The sequence below is a fragment of the Streptomyces sp. NBC_01216 genome (assembly GCF_035994945.1).
GTDB lineage: Bacteria > Actinomycetota > Actinomycetes > Streptomycetales > Streptomycetaceae > Streptomyces.
The window spans coordinates 6,069,082-6,094,060 of sequence record NZ_CP108677.1 but is presented as its reverse complement, the minus strand read 5'-3'; the positions used below and the strand labels follow the sequence as shown (position 1 = coordinate 6,094,060).

The following is a 24,979-nucleotide window of genomic DNA, read 5'->3' as shown; positions in this document are numbered from 1 at the left end:
CCAAGGGGGAAGCTACGGACATGACGAAGCCACTGCTGTTGATCGACGTGGACGGGCCACTGAACCCTTACGCGGCGCAGCGCGAACGTCGCCCGGAGGGCTACACGACGCACCGGATGCGGCCCGGCGGCTGGTTCGAGAGGAAGCCGCTGCGGGTGTGGCTGGATCACCGGCACGGGGCGGAGCTGCTCGCGCTGGCGGAGGCGTACGAACTGGTCTGGGCGACGACCTGGAAGGGAGAGGCGAACACCTGGATAGGGCCGCTCCTCGGACTGCCCGAGCTGCCGTTCGTCGACTGGCCCCGTATGCACGGAAAGGCCCCTCGCGGGACCTTCTGGAAGACGCAGTACGTCCTGGAGTACGCGGAGGGACGGCCGTTCGCCTGGCTGGACGACGACATCACCTCGTACGACCACGAGTACGTGCGGGAACACCATCTCGCCGCCGCCCTGTTGCTGAGCGTCGACCCCCGGATCGGGCTGATCCGGCCGGACTTCGACGCGCTCGCGGACTGGGCGGCGGCGCTGTGACGCGGGCGGGTGACGCTCCCCGCGCTGGTGCGGTGTCAGGCGACCTTCGCCCTGTCGCGAGGGGCGAACATCGCCTGCCGCGGCATCAGCCCTTGGCCGCGGCCCAGGCGTGCTGGATCACCAGATCCGCCTTGACCTCGACCAGTTGCGCGGCGACCGCCGAGGGAGCCGTACCGCCACGGCCGTCACGGGAAGCCAGCGCGCCCGGGACGTTGAGGACGGTGCGGACCTCGGGGGTCAGGTGCTCGGAGATCTTCGCGAACTGCTCGTCCGTGAGGCCGTCCAGCTCGACACCGTCGGCCTCGGCCGCCTTCACGCACTCGCCGGCGACCTCGTGGGCGACCCGGAACGGAACACCCCGCTTGACCAGCCACTCGGCGATGTCCGTCGCGAGCGAGAAACCGGCCGGCGCCAGCTCCTCCATGCGCTCCCGGTGGACGGTGAGCGTCGCCATCATCCCGGTGAAGGCGGGCAGCAGGACCTCCAGCTGGTCGCAGGAGTCGAAGACGGGCTCCTTGTCCTCCTGGAGGTCACGGTTGTAGGCCAGCGGCAGGGCCTTGAGTGTGGCCATCAGGCCGGTGAGGTTGCCGATCAGACGGCCGGACTTGCCCCGGGCCAGTTCGGCGATGTCCGGGTTCTTCTTCTGCGGCATGATCGACGAGCCGGTGGAGAAGGCGTCGTGCAGCGTCACGAAGGAGAACTCCTTCGTGTTCCAGATGATGACCTCCTCCGCGATGCGGGAGAGGTTCACCCCGATCATCGCCGTGATGAAGGCGAACTCGGCGACGAAGTCACGCGAGGCGGTCCCGTCGATGGAGTTGCCGGACGATCCGCGCTCGAAACCGAGGTCCCTGGCGACCGCCTCCGGGTCGAGGCCAAGGGAGGAACCCGCCAGGGCACCGGAGCCGTACGGCGAGACGGCCGTACGGGTGTCCCACTGGCGCAGCCGCTCGGCGTCCCGGGAGAGGGACTGGACGTGGGCGAGGACATGGTGGGCGAAGAGCACCGGCTGGGCGTGCTGCAGATGGGTCCGGCCCGGCATGGCGACGCCCGGGTGGGCCTCGGCCAGGCCGACGAGCGCGTCCTGCAGCTCGGCGATCAGGCCGCCGATGACCCGGGCGTGGTCCCGCAGGTACATCCGGAAGAGCGTGGCGACCTGGTCGTTGCGGGACCGACCGGCCCGCAGCTTGCCGCCGAGCTCGGCGCCGAGGCGCTCCAGGAGACCACGCTCCAGCGCGGTGTGGACGTCCTCGTCGGCGATGGTGCCGACGAAGGAGCCGTCCGCGACGTCCGCCTCCAGCCGGTCGAGGCCGGCGACCATGCGGGTCAGCTCGTCCTCGGTGAGCAGGCCCGCCGCGTGGAGCACGCGGGCATGGGCCCGGGAGCCGGCGATGTCGTACGGCGCCAGCCGCCAGTCGAAGTGGACCGACGCGGACAGCTTCGCCAGGGCTTCGGCGGGGCCGTCGGCGAACCGGCCGCCCCAGAGCCGGACGTCACCGTTGTTGCTGCTCACAGCTGCTGCTCCTCAAGACACGGGTGAAGACGAGCCGCCTCCCGCCGCGCCCCGGCGGGCCCGTCGGGGGTCCCGCCCCGGCGCGGTGGACAGGGGAGGCGGCTGGGGAACGAGTCGCGCTCAGGCGAGGTCACGCTTCGCGGCGATCTTCGCGGAGAGCGCGAAGATGTCGATGAAGCCCTGGGCCTTGGACTGGTCGAAGGTGTCGCCCGAGTCGTAGGTCGCGAGGTTGAAGTCGTACAGCGACTCCTCGGACCGCCGGCCGGTGACCACGGCGCGCCCGGCGTGCAGGGTCATCCGGATGTCACCGGTGACGTGCTGGTTCGCCTCGTTGACGAAGCCGTCCAGGGCGCGCTTGAGCGGGGAGAACCACAGGCCGTCGTAGACCATCTCGCCCCAGCGCTGCTCGACCTGCCGCTTGTAGCGGGCCAGCTCGCGCTCGACGGTGACGCTCTCGAGCTCCTGGTGAGCGGTGATCAGCGCGATCGCGCCGGGGGCCTCGTAGACCTCACGGGACTTGATGCCGACGAGCCGGTCCTCGACCATGTCGATCCGGCCGACGCCCTGGGCACCGGCCCGCTCGTTCAGCTGCTGGATCGCCTGGAGGACGGTGACGGGGCGGCCGTCGATGGCGACCGGGACGCCCTCCTTGAAGGAGATGACGACCTCGTCGGCCTCGCGCGGCGTCGCCGGGTTCTGCGTGTACTCGTAGATGTCCTCGATCGGCGCGTTCCAGATGTCCTCGAGGAAGCCCGTCTCGACGGCGCGGCCGAAGACGTTCTGGTCGATGGAGTACGGGGACTTCTTCGTCGTCGCGATCGGCAGGTTCGCCTTCTCGGCGAAAGCGATGGCCTTGTCCCGGGTCATGGCGTAGTCCCGCACCGGGGCGATGCACTTCAGGTCCGGCCCCAGCGCCTGGATGCCCGCCTCGAAGCGCACCTGGTCGTTGCCCTTGCCCGTGCAGCCGTGGGCCACGATGCCGGCGTCGTGCTTCCTGGCGGCGGCGACGAGGTGCTTGACGATGGTCGGCCGGGAGAGGGCGGAGACCAGCGGGTAGCGGTCCATGTAGAGGGCGTTGGCCTTGATCGCGGGGAGGCAGTACTCCTCGGCGAACTCGTCCTTGGCGTCCGCGACCTCGGCCTCGACCGCGCCACAGGCGAGCGCGCGCTTGCGGATGACGTCCAGGTCCTCGCCGCCCTGGCCGACGTCCACGGCGACGGCGATGACCTCGGCACCCGTCTCCTCGGCGATCCAGCCGATGGCGACGGAGGTGTCCAGGCCGCCCGAGTAGGCGAGTACGACGCGCTCGGTCACGGGTTTCTCCTTACCTTGCAATCACTGATGGGTATAACTATGCAGTCCTCCGTATGTTTTGTCAAAGAGTCGGCGCGCCCTCCCCGGACCGGAGTACCCACCGGCCCACGCGGCCCCGGCGGGCGGCGCGACAATGACCTCCATGGGAAAGGCGCACGAACACATCGACGGGCGCCTCCGCGCCTTCATCGAGGCCCAGCCGGTCTTCTTCACCGCCACCGCCCCCCTGGACGGCGAGGGGACCATCAACCTCTCCCCCAAGGGGCTGACCGGCTCCTTCGCCGTCATCGACGAACGGACCGTCGCCTACCTGGACTTCGCGGGGAGCAACGCCGAGACCGTCGCGCACCTCCGGGAGAACGGGCGCATCACCCTCATGTGGTGCGCCTTCCAGGGACCCCCGAACATCGTGCGCGTCCACGGCCGCGGCGAGCCCGTGTCCCGCGACGACGCCCGATGGGAGACGCTCACGGCGCACTTCCCCGGGATCGACGGGGCGGCACACGGGCTCCGGGCCATCGTGGTGGTGACGGCCGAACTCATCCGGGACACCTGCGGGTACGGAGTGCCGTTCATGGCGTACGACAAAGACCGGGACCTGCACGCCAAGCGGTTCGCGCGCGAGGACGACGCCTCGCTGGACGCGTACTTCGCCGGGAAGGACCACATCGCGACCAGCATCGACGGCCTGCCGGGGCTGCCGCTTCCGCTCCCGCCCCTCCCCCGCCCGGACGCGTAGGGCCGCCCGCCGGCCACGCGGGTGGCAGCCGGGTACGACGCGTACGCGCGTCGGGACCCATGACCGGACATACGGCGACACAAGGGGCGCTAGCGTCACACCATGCGCATCCGCACCCTGATCGCCCTCGGCACCCTCCTGGCATGCCTCGCCACCCCCGCGCCCGTGTCCGTCGCGCCCTCTTCCCCCGCCTCCGGCACGACCGGGCCCGTCCCGCTCCCCGAGCGGATGGCGGACACCGGGGGCGGCTCTCAGCTGATCACCGCGGAGGCCCCGACGCCCGGCTCCACCACCGGGACGGTCACCTGGTGGGACCGGCGCGACGGGCACTGGGTGCGGGTGGGCGAGGCGCCCGCCCGGTTCGGCGCGAACGGCCTGGCCGAGGGAGCGCGGCGCCGGCAGGGCACCAGCACCACGCCCACCGGGCTCTACCCGCTGCCGTACGCCTTCGGTATCCGGCCCGCGCCCGCCGGGACCGCCTACGGCTACGCACGGGTCACCGAACGGTCCTGGTGGTGCCAGGACAACGCCTCGCACGCCTACAACCGCTGGACCGAGGGGCTTCCCGGCGACTGCCGCCCCTCGGAGGCCGAGCACCTCGTCACCTACCCCACGCAGTACGCGCACGCGCTGGTCATCGGCTTCAACTACGACCGCCCGGTGCGCGGGCGCGGCGCCGGAATCTTCCTCCACGTCAACGGACGTGCGGCGACAGCAGGTTGCGTGTCCGTGCCGGAGGAGACGATGCGCGCGCTGCTCCTCTGGGCCGATCCGGCGCGGCGCCCGCACATCGCCGTCGGAACGCACGGCGGCCCGACGGCGATCAGTCGGTACTGATCCGCCGCCGGGCCGCCCGCCAGTGCCGCCTCAGGGCGAAGCCCGCCCGACGCGGTAGCAGGCACCAAAAGGTCCCCACGCTCGCGCCCCGCGCGCCCCGACGGAAGCCTGACGTTCGCGGGTACCGGTCCGGCGCTATCGGTCGTTCTGCGCGAGTCTCAGCAGGTGGTCGGCGAGTGCCTGGCCGCCGGCCGGGTCGCGGGAGATCAGCAGCAGCGTGTCGTCTCCCGCGATCGTGCCGAGGATCGCGTGCAGCTCGGCCTGGTCGATGGCCGACGCGAGGAACTGGGCCGCGCCCGGTGGCGTCCGCAGCACCACCAGGTTGGCGGACGCCTCGGCGGAGATCAGCAGCTCACCGGAGAGGCGTCGCATGCGCTCCTCCTTGGCCGACTCGCCGAGCGGGGCCTGCGGGGTACGGAATCCGCCCTCGCTGGGGACCGCGTAGATCAGCTCGCCGCCCGTGTTGCGGATCTTCACCGCGCCGAGTTCGTCGAGGTCGCGGGAGAGCGTCGCCTGGGTGACGCTCAGCCCGTCGTCCGCGAGGAGCTTCGCGAGCTGGCTCTGTGAACGCACCGGCTGCCGGTTGAGGATGTCGACGATCCTGCGGTGGCGTGCGGTGCGGGTCTGCGGAACGGACGGCCCTGCCCCAGGCTCCGCCTGGGGGGACCCCCAGTTCCCGGTTTCCTGCGCGTCGGTCATCGTCGTCTCATTCTCCGGTTCGTCCTTCCCCGTTCACCGCTGCGTCGAGGACGGCCGGAAATGCTTCCAGGAAGGTGTCCACCTCCGCGTCGGTGACGATCAGTGCCGGCATGAGCCGTACGACATCGGGGGCGGGCGCGTTCACCAGAAGTCCGGCGTCCTGAGCCGCCTGCTGCACCTGGGCGGCAACGGACTCGGTGAGCACGATACCCAGCAGAAGGCCCGCACCACGGACATGGGAGACCAACGGGTGGTGCAGAGCCTCGATTCCGTCGCGCAGCCGCTCGCCCACCCGCTTCACGTGGTCGAGGGCTCCCTCGGCGGCCAGGGTGTCCAGGACGGCCAGTCCCGCGGCGCAGGAGACCGGGTTGCCGCCGAAGGTGGTGCCGTGGTGTCCGGGCCGGAGGAGCTCGGCCGACTCGCCGAAGGCGACGGTCGCGCCGAGCGGCAGCCCTCCGCCGAGCCCCTTGGCCAGCGTCACGATGTCGGGCTCGACTCCGTGGCCCTGGCAGGCGAACCAGTGCCCGGTCCGGCCGATGCCCGTCTGGACCTCGTCGAGGACGAGCAGGGTGCCGGTCGCGCGGGTGATCTCGCGGGCGGCCTGGAGGTACCCCACGGGTGGTACGACCACTCCGTTCTCGCCCTGGATCGGCTCGATGACGACGAACGCGGTCTGTTCGGTGACGGCGGCGCGCAGCGCCTCGGTGTCGCCATAGGGCACGTGCGTGACGTCGCCGGGCAGCGGCCGGAAAGGGTCCTGCTTGCCGGGCTGGCCGGTCAGCGCGAGGGCCCCCATGGTCCGGCCGTGGAAGCCGCCCAGGGTGGCGACCATGTGGGTCCGCCCGGTCAGCCGGCCGATCTTGAAGGCGCCCTCGTTGGCCTCGGCGCCCGAGTTGCAGAAAAAGACCCGGCCAGGGCGGCCGAAGAGCCGGAGCAGCCGCTCGGCGAGCGCCACGGGCGGCTCGGCGACGAACAGGTTGGAGACGTGGCCGAGGGACGCGATCTGCCGGGACACGGCGTCGACGACCGCGGGATGGGCGTGGCCGAGGGCGTTGACGGCGATGCCGCCGACGAAGTCGAGGTACGGCTTCCCCTCGGCGTCCCAGACCCGGGCGCCTTCGCCGCGTACCAGCGACAGTTGCGGCGTGCCGTAGTTGTCCATCAGCGCGCCCCGCCACCGCCGGGCGAGTTCCGCGTTGGCGCCGCTCACGATTCCTCCCGTTCCCCGGCCGTGAACCGCTCGTCGGCCACGACCATGGTCCCGATGCCTTCGTCGGTGAAGATCTCCAGCAGGATCGAGTGCTGGACCCGGCCGTCGATCACCCGGGCGGTGGTGACGCCGTTGCGTACGGCGTGCAGGCAGCCCTCCATCTTGGGCACCATGCCGCTGGAGAGTTCGGGCAGCAGCTTCTCCAGCTGGCTCGCGGTGAGCCGGGAGATGACCTCGTCGCTGTGCGGCCAGTCCTCGTAGAGGCCCTCGACGTCGGTGAGGACCATCAGGGTCTCGGCGCCCAGCGCCGCAGCGAGAGCCGCAGCCGCCGTATCAGCATTGACGTTGTAGACATGTCCGTCGTCCTGGGAACGGGCGATGGAGGAGATGACCGGGATCCGGCCGTCCTCCAGGAGCGCCTCGATGGCTCCGGTGTCGAGAGCGGTGATCTCACCGACGCGGCCGATGTCGACCCGCTCTCCCTCGATGACCGGCCGGTGTTGGGTGGCGGTGATGGTGTGCGCGTCCTCGCCGGTCATGCCGACGGCGAACGGGCCGTGCTGGTTGAGCAGCCCGACGAGTTCGCGCTGGACCTGTCCGGCGAGGACCATCCGCACGACGTCCATGGCCTCGGGCGTGGTGACCCGCAGCCCGGCCTTGAACTCGCTGACCAGGCCGGCCTGGTCGAGGGCTGCACTGATCTGGGGGCCGCCGCCGTGCACGACGACCGGCTTGAGACCGGCGTGGCGCAGGAAGACGACGTCCTGGGCGAACGCCGCCTTGAGGTCCTCGTCGATCATGGCGTTGCCGCCGAACTTGATGACGACGGTCTTGCCGTGGTGCCGGGTCAGCCAGGGCAGGGCCTCGATCAGGGTCTGCGCCTTGGGGAGAGCGGTGTGCTTCCGCGTGCTGCTGGTCATGACGAGTACGCGCTGTTCTCGTGGACGTAGTCGGCGGTCAGGTCGTTGGCCCAGATGACGGCCGACTCGGTGCCGGCGGAGAGGTCGGCGGTGACGGTGACCTCCCGGTAGCGCATGTCGACCAGGTCGCGGTCCTCGCCGACAGAGCCGTTCTTGCAGACCCAGACGCCGTTGATCGCGACGTTGAGCCGGTCGGGCTCGAACGCGGCGCCGGTGGTACCGATCGCGGAGAGCACCCGACCCCAGTTGGGGTCCTCGCCGTGGATGGCGCACTTCAGGAGGTTGTTCCGGGCGATGGAACGGCCGACCTCGACGGCGTCGTCCTCGGTCGCGGCGTTGATCACCTCGATGCGGATGTCCTTACTGGCACCCTCCGCGTCGCCGATGAGCTGACGAGCGAGGTCGTCGCAGACGGCGCGTACGGCCTCGGCGAACTCCTCGGCCGGCGGGGCGGCGCCGGAGGCGCCGGAGGCCAGCAGCAGGACGGTGTCGTTGGTGGACATGCAGCCGTCGGAGTCGACCCGGTCGAAGGTGAGCCTGGTGGCGTCGCGCAGGGCGGTGTCGAGGCCCCGGGCGTCCACGTCGGCGTCGGTGGTGAGGACGACCAGCATGGTGGCGAGGCCGGGGGCCAGCATGCCCGCGCCCTTCGCCATGCCTCCGACGGCCCAGCCGTCCCGGGTGACGACCGCGGTCTTGTGCACGGTGTCCGTGGTCTTGATGGCGATGGCCGCCTTCTCGCCGCCGTGCGCGGAGAGCTCCTTGGCCGCCTTCTCCACGCCGGACAGAACCTTGTCCATGGGCAGCGGCAGGCCGATGAGCCCGGTGGAGGCCACGGCGACCTCTCCGGCTCCGATGCCCGCGCCGCCCTCGCTCAGGACTTCGGCGACCTTCTCGGCGGTGGCGTGCGTGTCCTGGAAGCCCTGGGGGCCGGTACAGGCGTTGGCGCCACCGGAGTTGAGGACGACGGCGGCCAGCTCGCCGGTGGTCAGCACCTGCTGGGACCACAGGACGGGTGCGGCCTTGACGCGGTTGGAGGTGAAGACGCCCGCGGCGGCGCGGCGGGGCCCGGTGTTGACCACGAGGGCCAGGTCCGGGTTGCCGTTCTCCTTGATCCCGGCGGCGATGCCCGCTGCCGTGAATCCCTTCGCTGCGGTGACGCTCATGGAGCGACTCCAATCGTGGGAAGTCCGGTGTCCTCGGGCAGCCCGAGGGCGATGTTCATGCTCTGCACCGCGCCGCCGGCGGTGCCCTTCGTGAGGTTGTCGATGGCGCTGATCGCGATGATCCGCCCCGCTGCCTCGTCGTACGCGACCTGGATCTGAACGGCGTTGGAACCCTGCACGGACGCGGTCGCCGGCCACTGCCCCTCGGGCAGCAGGTGGACGAACGCCTCGTCGGCGAACGCCTTCTCGTAGGCGGCCCGGACGGCCTCGGCGTTCACGCCCGGCCTTGCCTTGGCGGAGCAGGTGGCGAGGATGCCGCGGGACATCGGTGCGAGCGTGGGCGTGAACGACACGCTGACGCGCTCGCCCGCCGGGGCGCTGAGGTTCTGGATCATCTCGGGGGTGTGGCGGTGGCCGCCGCCGACGCCGTACGGGGACATCGAGCCCATGACCTCGCTGCCGAGCAGGTGCGGCTTGAGCGCCTTGCCGGCGCCCGAGGTGCCGGTGGCGGCGACGATCACGGCGTCGGGTTCGGCGAGGCCGCTCCCGTACGCGGGGAAGAGCGCGAGCGACACGGCGGTGGGGTAGCAGCCGGGGACCGCGACGCGCTTGGTCCCTTCCAGCGCGGCACGGGCTCCGGGCAGTTCCGGCAGGCCGTAGGGCCAGGTCCCGGCGTGCGGGGTGCCGTAGAAGGTCTCCCAGTCGGCGGCGCTCCGGAGCCGGAAGTCGGCACCCATGTCGACGACGAGGGTGTCCGGGCCGAGCTGCTCGGCGACCGCGGCGGACTGTCCGTGCGGAAGAGCGAGGAAGACGACGTCGTGGCCGCGGAGCGACTCGGCGGTGGTGGGCGCGAGGACCCGGTCGGCCAACGGCAGGAGGTGCGGCTGGAGACCCCCGAGCCGCTGGCCGGCGTTGGAGTGGCCGGTCAGCGTCCCGATCTCCACGTGGGGGTGCGCGAGGAGGAGCCGCAGGAGCTCTCCGCCCGCGTATCCGCTCGCGCCTGCCACTGCTGCTCGTACCGTCATCGAAACCCTCCTCCTGGATGGCATGACTATACGTGTCGCCGCAGTTTTATGCAAAGGTCTCGATCGAGGCGCGGAGAGGTGATGTGATCGAGCGGCCGAGTGGCCCCTTGGCGCTTGAGTTGGCCCGGTTGCGTGTGAGAGATGACCCGCCCTAGTACTCCAGCTGTAGATCGCGATCTTCATTCCTGAACGGCTTGTCGCTGATAGTGGCTGGCCTGGGATCGGGCCTGGTGGCGGCGTCGCCAGTGGGACCAGTCGAGCCAGTGAGCCGCACCGTGGACGAGCGGGACGACGAGCGCGTTGAACAGGCGCTGGATCTCGTTGCAGGTGAGCGGTATCAGCCCGTCCGGCCCGGGGTGGCGGGCGTGTTCCTCGGCGCGGACGACGGTGAGGAAGGCGTGGGCGAGCATCGCGAGGGTGACCCAGCGGTGCCAGGACGTCCAGCGTCTGACCTGGTGCTCGTCCAGTCCGGCCAGGCCCTTGCCGGACTGGAAGGTCTCCTCGACCGTCCATCTGCGCCCGGCGACCCGCACCAGAGTGGACAGCGGAACCCGGATTGCCGAGTAGCAGCGGTAGAAGGCAAGTTCACGGGTGCGCCGGTTGCGGCGGACGAGTAGCTGACGGTGGCCCGGCCGGTCGTCGGCGATGTCGGCCAGGGCCCAGTCGTAGAAGCGGTGCCCCTTGGCGCCGGCGCCGGCGGACAGTTTCTGCCAGGCCCGCTTCGGCAGCATCTTGACCAGGGCGTCGGCGCGGAGCTTGCCCGCTCGGGTGGCGATCTGGTGGTCACAGGCCACGGCGAGCACGTAGCCGATCTCGCGCCTCTCCAGCTCGGTTCGCAGGTGCGGGTTGCCTCCGTAGACCTCATCGCCGGCCACCCAGGATGCGGAGACGCCGGCGTCCAGTGCGCGGCCGATCATCCGGGCGGCGAGAGCAGGTTTCGTGGTGAAGCCGACGGCGTCGGGTATCCCGGCGGCCCGGCAGCGGGCCGGGTCCTCGGCCCAGGAACGTGGGACGTACAGCTCCCGGTCGATCGCCGCGTGCCCGAGCGGGGTTGAGTAGGCAAGGTAGACAGCGACTTGACTGTTCTCGATGCGTCCGGCGGTGCCGGTGTACTGGCGCTGCACGCCCACCGTGTGCGTGCCCTTCTTCAGGTCGCCGGTCTCATCCACGACCAGCACCGCGTCCTCGTGGCGCAGGTGCTCGACGACGAAGCCGCGGACGTCGTCGCGTACCGCGTCGGCATCCCACTTGGCCCTCGACAGCAGGTGCTGCAGACCGTACGGGGTCGCGTCCCCGGCATGCTCGGCGAGCGTCCAGCAGTTCTTGCGCGGCAGGTCCGACAACAGCCCGAGCACGAACGCCCGTGCCCGGCGCCGGGGTTCCACCCGGACGAACCGTCCCGCGATACGGCCCATCAGGACCTCGAACGCTTCCTGCCAGCGGGCGGGATCTATGCTGTGGCCTGCGGCCACCGTCTGATCTTCTGTCTTCACACACCGATGATCACCGGTGGCCGCACCCGTTCCCGGACCAGCCCCGACCATCAAGATCGCGATCTACAGCTGGAGCACTAGGGCCAATACCAGTGACTTAAGAGTCTCTGGCATTGAGGCTAAGGGCTTGCTCGTAAGTTGTGGTCGTCCGGGGTTCGGCGGTCAGTTGGAGGTGGGTCGCGCTCCGCTCCGAGTACCAGGAGGGGTACCAAGCGCCGCCGAACCGCTCGAACGACAAGCTCATCCCTTGATGAACTCGATGATCTGCGGGGCGATTTTCCTCGGAGCCATGACGACGGCACCGTGGTTGAGCCCGGGCAGAGTGCGGTGGTCGGCCTGCGGCAGGATCTCGGTGACGGCGAGGGCGGCGCGCTGGAACGCGGCCGGGCTCTTGCCGCCGGTCAACACACGGGTGCGTACGGCCACCCCTTTCCACTCCTCGGCGTCGAGCGGCTTGCCTTGCTGGGTATCGCCCATGACCGCGATGTCATAGGGCAGAGTGCTGGCCAGCTTGGTGAGGTTTGCCCACGTCTTCGGCATGAGCTTCATGAAGAACACGGCGATGCGGGGCATGCCCTGCACTCTGGTCATGAAGTACTCGACCGCGTCACTGTGCCGGCCCTCCGCAAGCAGCACGGTGATCTGCTGTGCGAGATCCTCGGGCGGCCCGTCGTCGCCTTCGGCGACCACGAACGGCGGCTCATACAGAGCCAGGCGGTCGACGTTCACTCCGGCAGCGGCCGCGCGCAGGGCGAGGACGGCTCCGGAGGACGAGCCGAACAGCGACGCCGAACCGCCGACGTGTTCGACCAGCGCGGCGATGTCTTCAGTCTCGCGATCGGGGGTGTGAGCATTGGCGTCACCGCTGGCACCCCGTCCGCGCCGGTCGTAGTTGATCACAGTGAAGTGCTGGGCGAGGAGAGCCGCGAGTTTGGTCGTGTCCGAGCGGTCTGCCAGTGCCGAGGCAACCAGGACGACGGCCGGCCCGCGGCCCGACTGCTCGAATGCGATCTCGGTGCCGTCAGCGGAGGCGACACGGGCCTCGACTCTGGCCGACTGCTCTCGCGCTGTTGCCATGTCCATCTCTCCGGTTCGCGTAGGGGCCGTACTGCTGTGGTGTGCGTTACTCCGATAGGACCCCCGCGGCGCAGAAAACTCATCGGTGCGCCAGGCGCTCGATGCCGAAGTCCTCACATCTCGGAGAGGGCGGACCCCTCACGCAGAATCGAGGGCTTGGGGCGGCAGGAGCACGTCTTTGCCCGCATGAAGACCTGGAAGATCCTCCGCGACTGCCGCCTCAAAGGCGATGGTTCTTACCACACCATGCTCGGCATCGCACGCATGCACAACCTCAACCTCGCCGGATAGACGAGCGGCCGGATTGATCACCGCCCACGTTCCCGTCAGTCAGAGATCATTTACCGGGCAGCCCTGAGAGACGTGTCGCGGTCCGGACGAGGTCGGCGACGGCTCTGGACCGGCTGCGCGGGGGCCAGGCGATGACGGTGGTGACCGCCGGCGCGTCCAGCACGGGCACGGCGGCGAGGTCACCGTGCAGTTGGGCGCGACAGGACTCCGGTGAGACCGCGCACGCGCGGCCGAGCGCGACGAGCTGCAGCAACTGTGCGTGGTCGCGGACTTGTGGGCCGGGGCCGGGCGGGTAGGTACCGTCCGGGTCGGGCCCGCGCGGCAGGGGCAGGCCCGGCAGGGCGGTGATGTCGGCCATGTGCACATGGGCCCGGACGGTGAGCGGATGCCCGGACGGCCGGACCACGACCTGGCCCTGAGTGCTGAGCTCTTCGGTGTGGAACCCGGCTGTCGAGTCGAACGGTCGGTGCAACAGCGCCACGTCGGCCCGGCCTTCGCGCAGAAGTCGTTGCTGCTCGGACGGGCCGCACAGGATGACGTCGACGGGGACCGCGTCGGGTTCCGCGGCGTACGCGTCGAGCAGTCCGGCCAACAGTTCGCGGGACGCGCTGGCCTTCGTGATCAGGGCCAGGCCGGGCCGGCCGGTCACCGAACGGGCTGCGCGGCGGGTCCGGCGCTCGGCGGCGTCGACCGCGTCGAGGGCCACCCGGCCCTCGGCCAACAGCACCGAGCCGACCTCGGTCAGCGTGACGGTGTGGCTGGTCCGATCCAGCAGTGCTGCCCCGAGCCGGCGTTCGAGCCGCTGGATCGCCCGCGACAGAGGCGGCTGCGCGATCCCGAGCCGCTGCGCGGCGCGCCCGAAGTGCAGCTCCTCAGCGACAGCGACGAAATATCGCAGCTCCCGGTCTCCATCCCGCCACCGTACTCCGGATCGATACCCTGACGGTATCGATGCCCACCCGATCGGTCTTGGACCGCTGCCGGGGTCCGAGAGCAGCATGGTCCCCATGAGCGAACGAACGATTACGCTGGTCACCGGCGCGAACAAGGGAATCGGCCGGCTTCACTCGCGCGTCTCGAACAGGTTCATCGCCCGTGGCGGCCTCGGGTCAGCGAGGCGGGCGTGCACGGCCATGATCGAACGGTGGGTGGCGGCCGGCTGCGTCGGGGCCGGCGTGGCGAGGGGCCGCGCTCCCTGGTGGCCGCCCCGGTGGGGAGCGGGGCCCTGGGGGTGGCCGAAGTCCCGGGAACCGCCGTTTCGTGGCGGGTCAGCCGACCGTGCCCAGGCGGTGGGGTCGCACTGCGGCGTTCGCCGACGTCCAGGGCACCTGCGACAACCCACGCCCCCGCCGAGTACGCGGGGTCAACGGACTGCCGCGACGGATTGCCGTGACCGGCCCGTGGGCGCTCCGGCCGGTCCACTGCCCGACTCGGACGACCTGCCGAAGCCGTACCGGGCCCCGTTTCCCGCCGATCCCACGGCGCGCGGCGCTAGCGTGGCCCCGTGATCGTATGGCTGAACGGCACCCACGGCGCGGGCAAGACGACGACCGCCGCGCTCGTGCGGCAACTGATTCCGGACTCCAGGGTGTTCGACGCCGAGAAGGTCGGCGAAACACTCATGGACGTCACACCGGGGTTGCCCGAGACGGACAACTTCCAGCACTGGCCGCCATGGCGACCGCTCGTCGTCGAGACCGCCCGCCGCGTCATCGACTACACCGGCGGCACTCTGGTGATGCCCATGACGGTGCTGGTCGAGCGGTACTGGCACGAGATCAGTACGGGCCTCGCCCAGCATGCCCTTCCGGTACGGCACTTCGTCCTCCACGCCGACCAGGCGACCCTCCGTGCGCGCATCCGGGGCGACACCGTTCTCGGTCCCGATTCCCCTTTCCGCCTCCGGTACCTCGAGCCCTATGCCGAGGCGGCCCGCACCTGGCTGCACCGCGAGGCCGAGGTCATCGACACCACTCACCTCACGCCCGCCCAGGCCGCCCGGCAGGTCGCACAGGCCGTCAGGAACCGAGAGGTCCGCCCGCCACGTGCGAACCCGCCGCTGTAGCGTCGGGGAACAGCCTTCCGGCGACGGGCAGTGCGCGTCCAGTCGGCCGGGGAACCGAACCAGTTCGGTCCGGCGCCGCGGTGGCGCCGGGGCGTCCGGCGGGCCGGCGCCCCCGGACGGGCCGGGCGTACTCCGGTACGGGTGCGACGCGGCCATCGAGTTCCAGATCGGTCAGGTCCGCCCCGTGGAAGGACGGTTGCCCTCTTCGGCCACTGTGCGCCGCTCCTGCCGGCGCGTTGCGGCACGGCCTCGCGTCATCCGCGCCACTCGACCAGGACGAGCGTCGCGTCGTCCGAGGTGGTCTCGCCACGCGCCCGCTTGAGAGTGTGGGACAGGTCCCGGGCCACCGTGCGGATCCCGTGGTCAGCCTCCTCCAGCCGGTTCACCCAGTCGATCAGCTGCTCCTCGCCGAACTGCTCCTGCCCGCTTTCGTGTTCCTCGATCAGGCCGTCGGTGAAGCAGAGGACGCGGTCGCCCGGCTCCAGCGCCACCGTGCTGACCTGCGGCTGGGCCCCTCCGATGCCGACGGGGAACGTCGTGGGGCTGTCCAGACGGCGTACGACGCGGTGCGAGCGGATCAGCATGGGCGCGGGATGTCCCGCGTTGACCCAGTGGAGGCGTCCCGTGTCCGTGTCCAGGCGCATCATCTGGGCGGTCACGAAGTGGTCCTGGTCGAACTGCTCGGCGACGGCCCGGTCCATGAAGAGATAGATCTCGGACAGTTCGATGCTGATCCGGCGGGCGTGGCGGTACGCGCCGATGGCCACCGTGGCCATCGTCGCCGCGTCCAGACCGTGTCCCATCGCGTCGACCATGGCCAGGTGCAGGACATCGCCGTTGAGGGCGTAGTCGAAGCTGTCCCCCGCCACGGCATAGGCCGGCTCCAGGACTCCGGCGACCGCGACGTGGGGCATCACCATCGACAGCGGGGGCAGCAGGGACCACTGGATCTCCGCGGCGACGCTCATCGGTTCACTGCGGCGGGTCCGGAAGAAGAGATCCGTGTAGCCGTTCTTGCTCTGCAGCAGGTCGGCCGCCAGGCCGGCGATCCTACGCAGGAGGCGGCGGATGTCGTCGTCGATCCCGTCCAGGGTGACCGCGAGGACCCCCACCTGGTCGGCGCCGTCCAGCAGGGGCAGGTGGACCCGTACACCGTCGGATGCCGGGACTTCGACGGGGTGTGACCCCAGGAAGCAGCGGCCGGCTTCGGACCGGTCGATGGGCTGCGGATCGCCGGCGGCTCCTCCCGCTCCGGGCAGAGGGACCAGATACTGCTGGCCGTAGTCCTGAAGCAGGATCTGTGGTTCCCGGCCCCCTATGCGAACCACTGTCTCCGCGACGAGCGGGCCGACCAGATGAGGCGGCAGCTCGTGTGCCCGGTCCAGGAACACCCCGAGCAGTGCCTCCCCGAAGCTCTCGGAGAGATCCGGGTCCGCGCGACCTCCGACGGTCATCCTGTTGCCTCCAACCAGGCGGCGGGGCGGCGTCCGGCCGCACGGACGGCGTGGCCTCCAGGATGCTCCCCGGCGACGGGGTACGCCACACGGCTCCCGCGCCAGGCCCTGGGCGGCATGGCCGGCCGCCGCCGAGTACGGGCGGGCGAGCGGGCGGGGTGAACCGGCGCTTCGACGAGATCGCCCGGCTCGACCACGTCCCGGTCTGCATCCACGAGGTGGAGGAGATCGCGCGGCCCCGGAGCGTCGCGGACGCGACCGCGGTCGGCGAACCGCTCAAGATGTTCGTCCGTTTCCGGGTCCGGGACGGGCGGCTGCCGGTCTGCGCTGCGCACGAGGTGACCGCCCTCGACTCGACGGTCCTGCCTGGCACGTCTGTTTCGACCACGTGTCGCCGATCGGCCCGCCCGAGAACCGCCCGAGGCCCTCCTCGGCCTCCCGGTGCCGGACTCCCTCGTGGGTGAGGGTGGCCACCACCGGGGTGTCACCGGCCTCCCGGTCGACGGTGATCCGATCCGTCCTGCGCCGACCAGGCGGTTGCCCTCGACGGCTCCGTACGGAATCCGGAGCACCTGTCCGCGGTACGTGCGTCCGCGCGGTGTGGCCATGACCGTGTCCTTTGGCGTGCGGCGTGTGGGGGCACACGAGGTGGTTCCGGGTGCCGGCCGCGCCTTCTCATACCTCGTCGGAGTGTGCGCCGGTACCGGCGGCGGCCGTGCTCGCGGCCAGCCAGGAGCGGGCCGGGCCGGCGGGTGTCGCCGTGTCCACGGTGAGGTGGAGGCGGGTGTCGCCGTCGAGGCCGGGATAGCTGCGTTGCTCCGAGCCGGCGAAGCAGTGGCGCAGCGCCTCCGCTACCGCTCGGGCGGCTTCGGGCGTGTGCGCAATGATCCGTACCTCGGCGTGTCCGGGCGACGGCGGCGTCTGGGTCTCGATGTACTTCACCTGGGCGGGACTCCTTTCGGGACGCGTGCGGGGCAGGATGCCTCGGTAGGGGGTGGCCGAGAGGGGTGGACCGCGATCCGTGCGTCGTGCCGAGCGTTGAGCAGGTGGATGCAGCCCATCACGGTGACGATCGCAAGGATGATCGCCGCGACGACGACGGTCTCCACGGAGCTCACCTCCGGCCGTTCGCGGACAACGAGTGGACGCTTCCCCCGGTCGGTTCCTCGGAGGGGGCCGCACAGGCTCCGCCCTCGCCCTCCCAGGCGGCTTCCCGCCGCGCGGCATCACGGACGCCTCGCCCGGTGGCTTCGTCGGCCATGAGCATGCCCGCGGTGAGGAGGCTGCCCGGGATCACCGCGGCCGCCATCAGGCGGGCCGCCGCGGCGGGTGCCGTCTCGGGCGGGATGACGAGGAGGTCCCAGCGGCCGACGGTGTAAGAGAGCAGGATCAGCGTGTCGGGGTGCTGTTCGGTGAACCAGCCCACGTGCAGTGTGCGCCCGTGCACGGCGACCGTGTGGGGTACGACAGGCCAGCGGGTGGGGTTCACGGTGACACGGGTGACGCGACCCCAGGGTTCCTCCAAAGCGGCGGCGAGCGGCGGGAGTTCGGCTTCGAGGTCGCGGGAGCGGGGCCACCAGGCACCGTCCAGCCGGCCGACGAGCGTGGTCATCGGGGTGAGGGACAAGCGAGCCGGGAGGTCTGCGGTGAGGTCGCGGGGCGTGGTCCGGTCGAGGGTGCTGGTCATGGTGGGGACCTGCCCCCGGGGTGCCCGTCGGCAGCCCGGTTCTTAGGCGATCACCGGAAACGACACCCGCGTGGCAGCAGGTGTGCGAAGTGCTCCCGGTGTCTTCACCGTACGCCTGTTCAGCCGAGTTTGGCCTTTCTGACCAGGTGTTTTCCGGGTGGGCGCCAGGATGGTCGGCGGGAGTACCGTGAATGGAGCAGGGGCCGCGGACGTCGGTCGTCCGGCACCGGTGCCGGACCGCGACGCCCCCGCCTGCGATTGTCGGCGCCGCCAGTGTGGCCGAGGGTGTCGCCTCGTTGACCGCCACCGCGCGGCGGACCTCGGCGTGCGGATGCGCCGCGAGCCTCGTGGCCGCGTCCGGGGTGGCCCACAGGGCGTCGGCGACGACTCGTTACGTCCGGGTCCGCCACGAGCGTGTCCACCGCGTCGGACGGGAGGCCGGCGCGGGAGGCCGGTTCCTCCCGGCGCTCACGCACCGGCCCGGGGCACCGTGGCGCCCGGATCGGGGTGCCGGACGTGGCCTGGGCACCGTCTCGCGACCGCCTCCGGCCGCCCGGCACGGAGCGGTCGACGGGAACGCGCGCCGGGCGGAGTCGGGGCGTCCCCGCCTCTCTGTCTCCAAGCAGCGTTGTTCCTAGAATGGCCGGATGGAGCACATCGACGCGATCGCCATGCTGCAGGATCCGGTGCGGCGTCGCCTGTACGAGTACGTGGCGACCCAAGGCCGTGAGGTGGGCCGCAACGAGGCGGCCGAGGCCGCCGGAGTGGCGCGTACGCTCGCCGCGCACCACCTCGACAGGCTGACCGAGGCCGGCCTGCTGGAGAGCGGCAGCCGTCGGCTGACGGAGCGCTCGGGGCCGGGGGCGGGCCGTCCCGCCAAGGTGTACACGCGGGTGCGGGTCGAGCGGTCGGTGTCACTCCCCGCCCGCGACTACCGGACCGCCGCGGACCTGCTGGCCGAGGCCGCCGAGGCGGCTGGGCTCGACGCCGGGCTCCGCGCGGCCGCGCGGAGCCGCGGCGAGGCGCTGCGCGGCTCGACGGAGCCCTGCGCCGACCTGGCGGATGCCATGGAGGTGCTGGCCGCCCGCGGCTACGAACCGCACCTGGAAGACACCGAGGGGGCCGAGGCCGCGGCCGGGTCGGCCGCGCCGGTCGTCCGTATGCGCAACTGCCCGTTCCATGCCGTGGCCGAGCGCTTCCCACCCCTCGTCTGCGGCATGAACCTGGCGCTCCTGGAGGGGCTGTTCGGTACGGACGGAGCCGTCCGTGCCCGCATGGACGCCCGGCCGGGTCGGTGTTGCGTGGTGATCGAGAATTCTAAAAACAACGATGGTTGACATAGAAAACGGCAGCGTGCTGGGATGAGGCCATGACCGCATCCCCGCACGCCGCCCATCTCGCCCAGCTCAACGTCGCGACGCTCCGCCACCCTCTCGACGACCCGCGCGTGGCACCGTTCGTCGACATGCTCGACCCGGTGAACGCCGCCGCCGACGGGGCGCCCGGATTCGTGTGGCGGCTGGTGGAGGAGGGAGGGAGCGACGCCACCGCTCTCCGACCGGCCGGCGAGAACGTCATCGTCAACCTGTCCCTGTGGGAGAGCCAGGACGCCCTGTGGGACTTCGCCTACCGCAGCGGACACCTGGAGGCGATGCGACGCCGACGCGAGTGGTTCGAGCGGCACGTCGAAGCACACCTGGTGCTGTGGTGGGTCCCCGCCGGGCACCTGCCGACCGTCGGTGAGGCCCTGGAACGCCTGGCGCACCTTCGAGCCCACGGGCCCTCCCCGCGGGCGTTCACCTTCACCTCCTCCTACGGCGCCACCGAGGCCGCCCGACACCCCGCGGCCGCGTCGCCGACGCGGCCCGAAGCCGACGCCCCCGACGCGCGGACGACGGCGGCCGGGGACCCACCGGCGGTCTGAAGCGGGCGTCCGGGAAGGCGGCGAGTGCGCCGGGCGGCACGGCGGGTGCTCCCCGGCCCCGTGTGAGGGGCCGGGGAGCACGGTCAGGACGCCTGACGGTTCAGGAAGTCCCGGCGGAGGGCGTCGAGGATCTCGGCGGCCTCCGGGAGTTCCGCCTGACGGCACCGGCGGGCCGCCGCCGTCAGCCGGACGACGGCCTCGTCGAAGCGGCCGAGGCCGTTCCCCTCGATCAGGGCGGCGATCCGGACCGCCTCGGCGCGCGGCACCTCGCCCTGCTCCTGGCCCTCCTCGTGGGCGGCGACAGCCGCCTCCGTCTCGGCCAGGGCCTCGGGGAAGCGTTCGGCGTCGGCCAGGACCCGGCCACGCCGGTAGTGCACCATGCCCCGCTCGTACCAGCGGACGATGCCGTCGGTGTCCTCCGGTACGGCGGCGAGGACCGCGTCGGCCCGCTTCAGGTGGTCCAGGGCCGCCTCCAGCCCGTCGGTGCCACGGGACACCATCGTGAGGCGCGCGAACTCGCACATCATGTTGATGAGCACGGACGGGTTGGGCGCCTCGGCGTGCGACGCGACGGCACGCTCGTACGCGGTGGCCGCCGCCTCCCAGCGGTCGGCCATCGCCAGGGCGGTCGCCGCGTCCGCCGCCACCATGGTGTGGACCGTCCGGTCGTCCTCCCACCCGGCGACCAGGTCCGCCAGCCGCAGGAACTCCTCGGCCGCGGCCAGGTACTCCTCCAGTTCGCGCAGTCCGCGCGCCAGTGTCAGCCGGGCCTGGGCGAGCATGCGCTCGTCGAGCGAGGCTGAGGTCTCGTCGGCGAGGACCGACTCCAGTACGGCGACGGCGTCGGCCGGCTGCCCGCTGCGGGCCAGGACATCGGCGAGCTGCAGCCGGATCTCCGTGGCCTGCTGGTACGCGCCGTCCCGGTCGAACCGCGCCGCCGCCTCCGAGAGGTGGCGTACGGCGCCGCCGAAGTCCCCCAGGTGCGTGGTGGCGTGACCGAGCATCGCGTAGGCCGGAGCCAGCGGGAAGGTCGTGTCGGCGTAGCGGATCGCGTCGGAGATCGCCTGGTGCAGCAGTTCCACCGCCTCCGCCGGCCGCTCCCCGGACAGCAGGACCTGGGCGAGCTGGAGGCGCGGTCGCGACGCCCGCCAGGGGCGGCCGGCGGCGTCCAGGTCCGTCAGCGCTGCGCGCAGCTCCGCCTCGGCCACGGCCATGTCGCCGCGCCGGCCGGCGAGCTCGGCCGTGAACTGGCGCGCGTTGGCCATCTGGTGCGGCACGGCCAGGAGTTCGGCCTCGGAGCGCAGCGTCCGGGTGAACGCCTCGAACCGCTCCGTGGCGGAAGGGTCCGCCTCCGGGTCCCGCGCCATCTCCTGGAAGGCGGCGAAGACGCAGGCGTACAGCACCGTGAGGTACTCGAGCGCGCGCACCGAACCCACGTCGGGGCCGGACGCGGTCTCTCCCTGCGCCGGGTTCTCGCCGGTCAGCGGGGTCTCGGCCTTCAGCCGCTCCGTCTCACGCAGCGTCGCGTCGACGGCGGCGCGGATCGCTTCCGTGTCCGGTTCCCCGGCGGCCGGTTCCGGGTCCCCGCCCTTCCCCCCGGCCGGGCCACGGTCGGGGACGGACTCCCAGGCCGCGGCGCGCGCCCGCGCCGACAGGGCGTGCCAGGGCATGGCGAGCCGCTCGAACAGCGCGGCGGCCCGGTCGAGTTCGGTGACGCTCTCCGCCGTGCGGTCCTCCTCGCTGAGCCGGAGGGCGCGCTGCTCGGCGATCTCGGCGAGCAGCAGGTCCTCCGGGCCGAGGAGGTCGTCGTGCGCGGCGGTGCCGTCGGCCAGTCGCTCGTCGATACGGGTCCACAGCGGGGCGCACCGGGGGTTCCCGATGGTGGCCAGGCGGCGCGCCTCGCGCACCAGCGAGACGAAGTCCTCGGGCATCTCCTCCGTGGTGGCGGGTGCGGGAACCGCGGGCGCCGCAGTCCGTGTGGCGGAGGTACCGGTGAGGGCGGTCCGTAGTCCCAGCGGGAGCGGCGCGTCGAGCAGCGGGCACTGCGCCACGCGCAGCCGGTGGCGGTCGCCGACGGCCGTGGTGCCGTTGCGCGTGTCGAAGGCGGCGGTGAGGGCGTCCGCCTCGGTACGGACGTGGGTGAGGAGTTCGCCCGCGGCCCAGGTGCGTCCCGGCGGGCCGGCCACGACCGTGTCGGCGTGCCCGTCCGCGACGATGCGGGTGAGCAGCACCTCGACGCCGGTGAGGAAACCGAGGCGGGCCAGCGGGGCGCCGGTCGCCTCGAACAGGGTGCGGTTCTCGGCGAGGATCTCCAGCCCTCGGCCCTCGTTGCGCGAGAGGGCGCAGAACTCCAGGTGCAGGCCGATCTCGTCCTGCATGCCGGTGTTGCCCCGGACGCGCCGGTAGCCGGTGAGGTGGTGGGAGCGGGCTTCGTCGGTGCGGCCGGCGCGGAGCAGCGGCAGCAGGGCGTACGCCTGGCTCACCTGCGGTTCCTCGCTGCATGACTGGGTGCCGTCGAGCACCGGCCGCCAGCTGTCGAGGGCGCCGTCGTCGTCGCCGGCGGCCACCTGGTGGCAGGCGAGGTGCCGGGTCTCGCATGCCTCGCAGTCGCTGAGTTCGGTACGGGGCCGGGTGATCCAGAGATCGTAGGCGTCGGCGACGTCCGTGCCGGTGTGGGAGGCAAGCCGGAAGCACATCGCCGCCACCGGCTGCATGCCGTGCTCGGCCTTCTCGTAGCGGTCGCGCATCCGGTCGATCCAGCCCCGCACGGTGGCCAGTGGGACCTCCGGCACCTGGAGCAGGGAGGTCGTGACCCACTTGAAGCGCCAGAAGACCTGGTGGGCCTCCCACTGGCTGAAGGATTCGGGAGCGGTGTCCCACAGCTTGAGGAGCCGGGCGAAGACGACGGGGGACTTGCGGTGTTCCCCGGTGAACTCGTACGACGTCATGAGCTCCAGCAGCGCCGTGACGAGGACGTCGGGCTTGTCGAAGGGGTCGGCCGCCTCGACGAGTTCCTCCGCGGTGATGGTGCGCTGCAGGCCGTGGGGGCGGTCGTGGTTCTCCCGCAGCGCCTCGACCACGGCCTCGGGGGTGTCCAGCATCTAGATGTCCTTCCGGGGCTCGGAGCCGGGTGCCGCCGTACCGGGGTGGTGCATGGCGTGAGTGAGCAGGCCGATGAAGGCCCGGTTGAGCAGGGCGCTCTCACCGGCCCGGAGTGGGCGGCGGCTGAGCAGCAGGGCCTGGCCGTAGAGGGCCTCGGCGGTCGTGACGGCCAGTCCGCGCTCGGCGATGGTGATCGCCTGGCGGACGAGCGGGTTGAGGTGGTTCAGGACGAGCTGCGCACGGGGGGTCTCGTGGCGCAGGGAGCCGAGGATGTCGGCCCACAGTCCGTCGCTGTCGGCGGCGAGGCTCGACCGGGTGCGCTCGTGGCGTGCCTCACGGTTGTCCAGGAGCAGCGCGGGAGCGGTGACCGGCTGGAAGTCGCGCAGGACGACGTCGCAGTCGTGGACGCCGATCGTCTCCCGGGCGACGGCGAGGAAGGCCGCCGCCCGGAGTTCGGCGGTCGGGTCCACGGCGTCGAGATGGGCGGTGACGGTGGCCGGGTCGAGATCGGTGACGGCCGTCCCGGGGCGGATCTCCGGCAGCCGGTGCACGAGGTCGCGGTCGTAGGTGTAGCCGCCGTTGACGACGCCCAGGCCGGCGGCCGAGGCGATGGGGGCGACCTGCCGGAACTCCTCGACGCTCCGGGTGACCAGGAGCGTCGGGTGGGTTCGTGCGAACTCCTCCAGGGTGACGTTGCCGTCGGTCGTCTCGAACGGGAGCCAGGGCAGCACGATCCGCAGCAGTTCGTCGTCGTAGCGGGCGAGGGCCTTGACGGCGAGGTGGTGGGTCTCGATGAAGCGGTGCAGCAGGGACGGGTCGCTGGCGGCGAGTCCGGTGAGCCAGTCGCGGATACGGTCGCCGAGCGCGTCCCGTACGGCGGAGAGGGTGCCGTCCTCGTAGAGCGCCTCGCGGGAGGCGGTCGGCCGCAGGCTGGTGGTGTCGACCACGCAGCGCACGAAGAACGCCCACTCGGGCAGCAGCTCGGGGGCCTGGTCGGTGAGGAGCATGCCCTTGAGGTGTACGCGGTGTCCCGCGCGCTGGGCGGGGCTGACCGCCGTCGGCAGGACGTACGCGACGCCGCGCAGCCCGGCGGCGGGGAGGTCGAGCTCGATGGTGTCGAGTGGGGCGAAGTCGAACAGGTCGCGGCAGTACCGGGTCATCGCCTCGCGGCGGGCGAGGGGGGACCGGTGGGTCTGCCGCCACGGGGGCGTCTCGTTGATCCGGTGGGTCTCGCCGCGTGGTCCGACGACGGTGACCTGGTGCCGCAGGAGTCCGCCGTAGTGCCGGGCGAGTGAGACGACCCGCTCGGGGCTGGTCCATTCCGCGTTGTCGGCGCGCGGGGTGAGCCGGACGGTGGTGCCCGGCTCGGGGACGGCCGAGGCGGGCAGGGTGCGGATGGTGTACCCGCCGTCGGAGTGGCCGCGCCATTCGACGGCGGGCGCGGACGGGTCGGCTGCGGACCGGCTGAGCACCGTGATCTCGTCGGCCACGACGAAGCAGGCGAGCAGGCCGATGCCGAACTGGCCGATGAAATCCCCGCGGGCGGCGTCGAGGCCCGAGCCGTCGAGGGCGCCGTCGGCGGTCCGCTTGGAACTGCGCCCGATGGTGGCGAGGAACCGGTGGACATCGGCCTCGGTGAGACCGACGCCGGTGTCCGTGACGGTGAGGGTGTCGCCGGTGGTCACCGTGATGGTGCCGGGGGCGTCGGGGGTGAGCGCCTGGCGGGCGGTGATGGCGTCGACGGCGTTCTGGAGCAGTTCCCGCAGGTAGACGCGGGGGCTCGAGTAGAGGTGATGGGAGAGCAGGTCGACCAGGCCGCGCAGGTCGACCTGGAAGGTGTGAGCGGTCTCGGAGTGAGGCACCTGACGGAGTCTTTCGGTGGGTGCGCCGGCCGCCGGCGGGCGTGGCGCGCGTGGGCATGTGAGGACGGGAAGGC

General features: G+C 71.7%; 22 protein-coding genes and 1 pseudogene. 7 read left to right on the top strand and 16 right to left on the bottom strand.

Annotated elements, in window-relative coordinates; genetic code table 11:
• The first annotated feature begins 20 nt into the window (after positions 1 to 20).
• Positions 21 to 530 (top strand): HAD domain-containing protein, encoded by a 510-nt coding sequence (locus OG393_RS27395; RefSeq protein WP_327377360.1) that lies wholly within the window; start codon positions 21 to 23, stop codon positions 528 to 530.
• Between the two features lie 85 nt (positions 531 to 615).
• Here OG393_RS27395 and argH read toward each other — a convergent pair whose 3' ends face one another.
• Complete coding sequence (gene argH, locus OG393_RS27390; protein ID WP_327377359.1) at positions 616 to 2,043, bottom strand: argininosuccinate lyase; 1,428 nt, start codon at positions 2,041 to 2,043, stop codon at positions 616 to 618.
• 120 nt (positions 2,044 to 2,163) lie between these two features.
• On the bottom strand, positions 2,164 to 3,357 hold the full coding sequence (locus tag OG393_RS27385; protein ID WP_327377358.1) for an argininosuccinate synthase: 1,194 nt from the start codon (positions 3,355 to 3,357) through the stop codon (positions 2,164 to 2,166).
• A gap of 142 nt (positions 3,358 to 3,499) precedes the next feature.
• Here OG393_RS27385 and OG393_RS27380 point away from each other — a divergent pair, with 142 nt between their 5' ends.
• Positions 3,500 to 4,096, top strand: coding sequence for a pyridoxamine 5'-phosphate oxidase family protein (locus OG393_RS27380; protein WP_327377357.1), 597 nt, complete (start codon positions 3,500 to 3,502; stop codon positions 4,094 to 4,096).
• Between the two features lie 102 nt (positions 4,097 to 4,198).
• Positions 4,199 to 4,933 (top strand): L,D-transpeptidase family protein, encoded by a 735-nt coding sequence (locus OG393_RS27375; protein WP_327377356.1) that lies wholly within the window; start codon positions 4,199 to 4,201, stop codon positions 4,931 to 4,933.
• 135 nt (positions 4,934 to 5,068) lie between these two features.
• Here OG393_RS27375 and OG393_RS27370 read toward each other — a convergent pair whose 3' ends face one another.
• From OG393_RS27370 to OG393_RS27340, 7 genes are all read right to left on the bottom strand, one after another.
• Positions 5,069 to 5,632, bottom strand: a complete 564-nt coding sequence (locus OG393_RS27370) for an arginine repressor (protein ID WP_327377355.1) — start codon at positions 5,630 to 5,632, stop codon at positions 5,069 to 5,071.
• Positions 5,633 to 5,639: 7 nt separating this feature from the next.
• Positions 5,640 to 6,842: an acetylornithine transaminase gene (locus tag OG393_RS27365; protein ID WP_327377354.1), complete on the bottom strand. Its 1,203-nt coding sequence runs from the start codon at positions 6,840 to 6,842 to the stop codon at positions 5,640 to 5,642.
• Complete coding sequence (gene argB, locus OG393_RS27360; protein WP_327377353.1) at positions 6,839 to 7,762, bottom strand: acetylglutamate kinase; 924 nt, start codon at positions 7,760 to 7,762, stop codon at positions 6,839 to 6,841. Before argB ends, OG393_RS27365 begins: the two co-directional genes overlap by 4 nt.
• Positions 7,759 to 8,925, bottom strand: coding sequence for a bifunctional glutamate N-acetyltransferase/amino-acid acetyltransferase ArgJ (gene argJ, locus OG393_RS27355; protein WP_327377352.1), 1,167 nt, complete (start codon positions 8,923 to 8,925; stop codon positions 7,759 to 7,761). The genes argB and argJ overlap by 4 nt, the downstream gene beginning before the upstream one ends.
• On the bottom strand, positions 8,922 to 9,950 hold the full coding sequence (argC, locus tag OG393_RS27350; RefSeq protein ID WP_327377351.1) for an N-acetyl-gamma-glutamyl-phosphate reductase: 1,029 nt from the start codon (positions 9,948 to 9,950) through the stop codon (positions 8,922 to 8,924). The genes argJ and argC overlap by 4 nt, the downstream gene beginning before the upstream one ends.
• Before the next feature lie 179 nt (positions 9,951 to 10,129).
• Positions 10,130 to 11,365, bottom strand: a complete 1,236-nt coding sequence (locus OG393_RS27345; protein WP_327378567.1) for an IS701 family transposase — start codon at positions 11,363 to 11,365, stop codon at positions 10,130 to 10,132.
• Between the two features lie 318 nt (positions 11,366 to 11,683).
• Complete coding sequence (locus tag OG393_RS27340; protein ID WP_327377350.1) at positions 11,684 to 12,520, bottom strand: alpha/beta fold hydrolase; 837 nt, start codon at positions 12,518 to 12,520, stop codon at positions 11,684 to 11,686.
• 162 nt (positions 12,521 to 12,682) lie between these two features.
• Here OG393_RS27340 and OG393_RS27335 point away from each other — a divergent pair.
• Positions 12,683 to 12,811 (top strand): annotated as a pseudogene (locus tag OG393_RS27335) (IS5/IS1182 family transposase); the annotation flags it as partial.
• Between the two features lie 46 nt (positions 12,812 to 12,857).
• Here OG393_RS27335 and OG393_RS27330 read toward each other — a convergent pair.
• Positions 12,858 to 13,847: a LysR family transcriptional regulator gene (locus OG393_RS27330; RefSeq protein WP_327377349.1), complete on the bottom strand. Its 990-nt coding sequence runs from the start codon at positions 13,845 to 13,847 to the stop codon at positions 12,858 to 12,860.
• Positions 13,848 to 14,315: 468 nt separating this feature from the next.
• Between OG393_RS27330 and OG393_RS27325 the strand changes: the two genes are divergently transcribed.
• Positions 14,316 to 14,876, top strand: a complete 561-nt coding sequence (locus tag OG393_RS27325) for an ATP-binding protein (protein WP_327377348.1) — start codon at positions 14,316 to 14,318, stop codon at positions 14,874 to 14,876.
• 254 nt (positions 14,877 to 15,130) lie between these two features.
• Here OG393_RS27325 and OG393_RS27320 read toward each other — a convergent pair whose 3' ends face one another.
• The 4 genes from OG393_RS27320 to OG393_RS27305 form a co-directional block, all read right to left on the bottom strand.
• Complete coding sequence (locus OG393_RS27320) at positions 15,131 to 16,330, bottom strand: PP2C family protein-serine/threonine phosphatase (RefSeq protein ID WP_327377347.1); 1,200 nt, start codon at positions 16,328 to 16,330, stop codon at positions 15,131 to 15,133.
• Positions 16,331 to 17,005: 675 nt separating this feature from the next.
• Positions 17,006 to 17,272, bottom strand: coding sequence for a hypothetical protein (locus OG393_RS27315; RefSeq protein WP_327377346.1), 267 nt, complete (start codon positions 17,270 to 17,272; stop codon positions 17,006 to 17,008).
• Positions 17,269 to 17,439, bottom strand: a complete 171-nt coding sequence (locus OG393_RS27310; RefSeq protein WP_327377344.1) for a hypothetical protein — start codon at positions 17,437 to 17,439, stop codon at positions 17,269 to 17,271. Before OG393_RS27310 ends, OG393_RS27315 begins: the two co-directional genes overlap by 4 nt.
• Before the next feature lie 5 nt (positions 17,440 to 17,444).
• Complete coding sequence (locus OG393_RS27305) at positions 17,445 to 18,017, bottom strand: DUF5994 family protein (protein ID WP_327377343.1); 573 nt, start codon at positions 18,015 to 18,017, stop codon at positions 17,445 to 17,447.
• 647 nt (positions 18,018 to 18,664) lie between these two features.
• Here OG393_RS27305 and OG393_RS27295 point away from each other — a divergent pair.
• Together OG393_RS27295 and OG393_RS27290 are read left to right on the top strand one after the other, a co-directional pair.
• The gene (locus tag OG393_RS27295; RefSeq protein ID WP_327377342.1) at positions 18,665 to 19,354 is read left to right on the top strand and encodes a helix-turn-helix transcriptional regulator; all 690 of its coding nucleotides are present in this window, start codon (positions 18,665 to 18,667) and stop codon (positions 19,352 to 19,354) included.
• Between the two features lie 32 nt (positions 19,355 to 19,386).
• A complete protein-coding gene (locus OG393_RS27290) occupies positions 19,387 to 19,941 on the top strand; it encodes a DUF3291 domain-containing protein (RefSeq protein WP_327377341.1) in 555 nt (184 codons plus the stop codon).
• Between the two features lie 83 nt (positions 19,942 to 20,024).
• Here the strand turns inward: OG393_RS27290 and OG393_RS27285 are convergent, their stop codons facing one another.
• Both OG393_RS27285 and OG393_RS27280 read right to left on the bottom strand, forming a co-directional pair.
• Complete coding sequence (locus OG393_RS27285) at positions 20,025 to 23,042, bottom strand: tetratricopeptide repeat protein (protein WP_327377340.1); 3,018 nt, start codon at positions 23,040 to 23,042, stop codon at positions 20,025 to 20,027.
• A complete protein-coding gene (locus OG393_RS27280; protein ID WP_327377339.1) occupies positions 23,043 to 24,905 on the bottom strand; it encodes an HSP90 family protein in 1,863 nt (620 codons plus the stop codon). It abuts the gene before it with no gap.
• Positions 24,906 to 24,979: the final 74 nt, after the last annotated feature.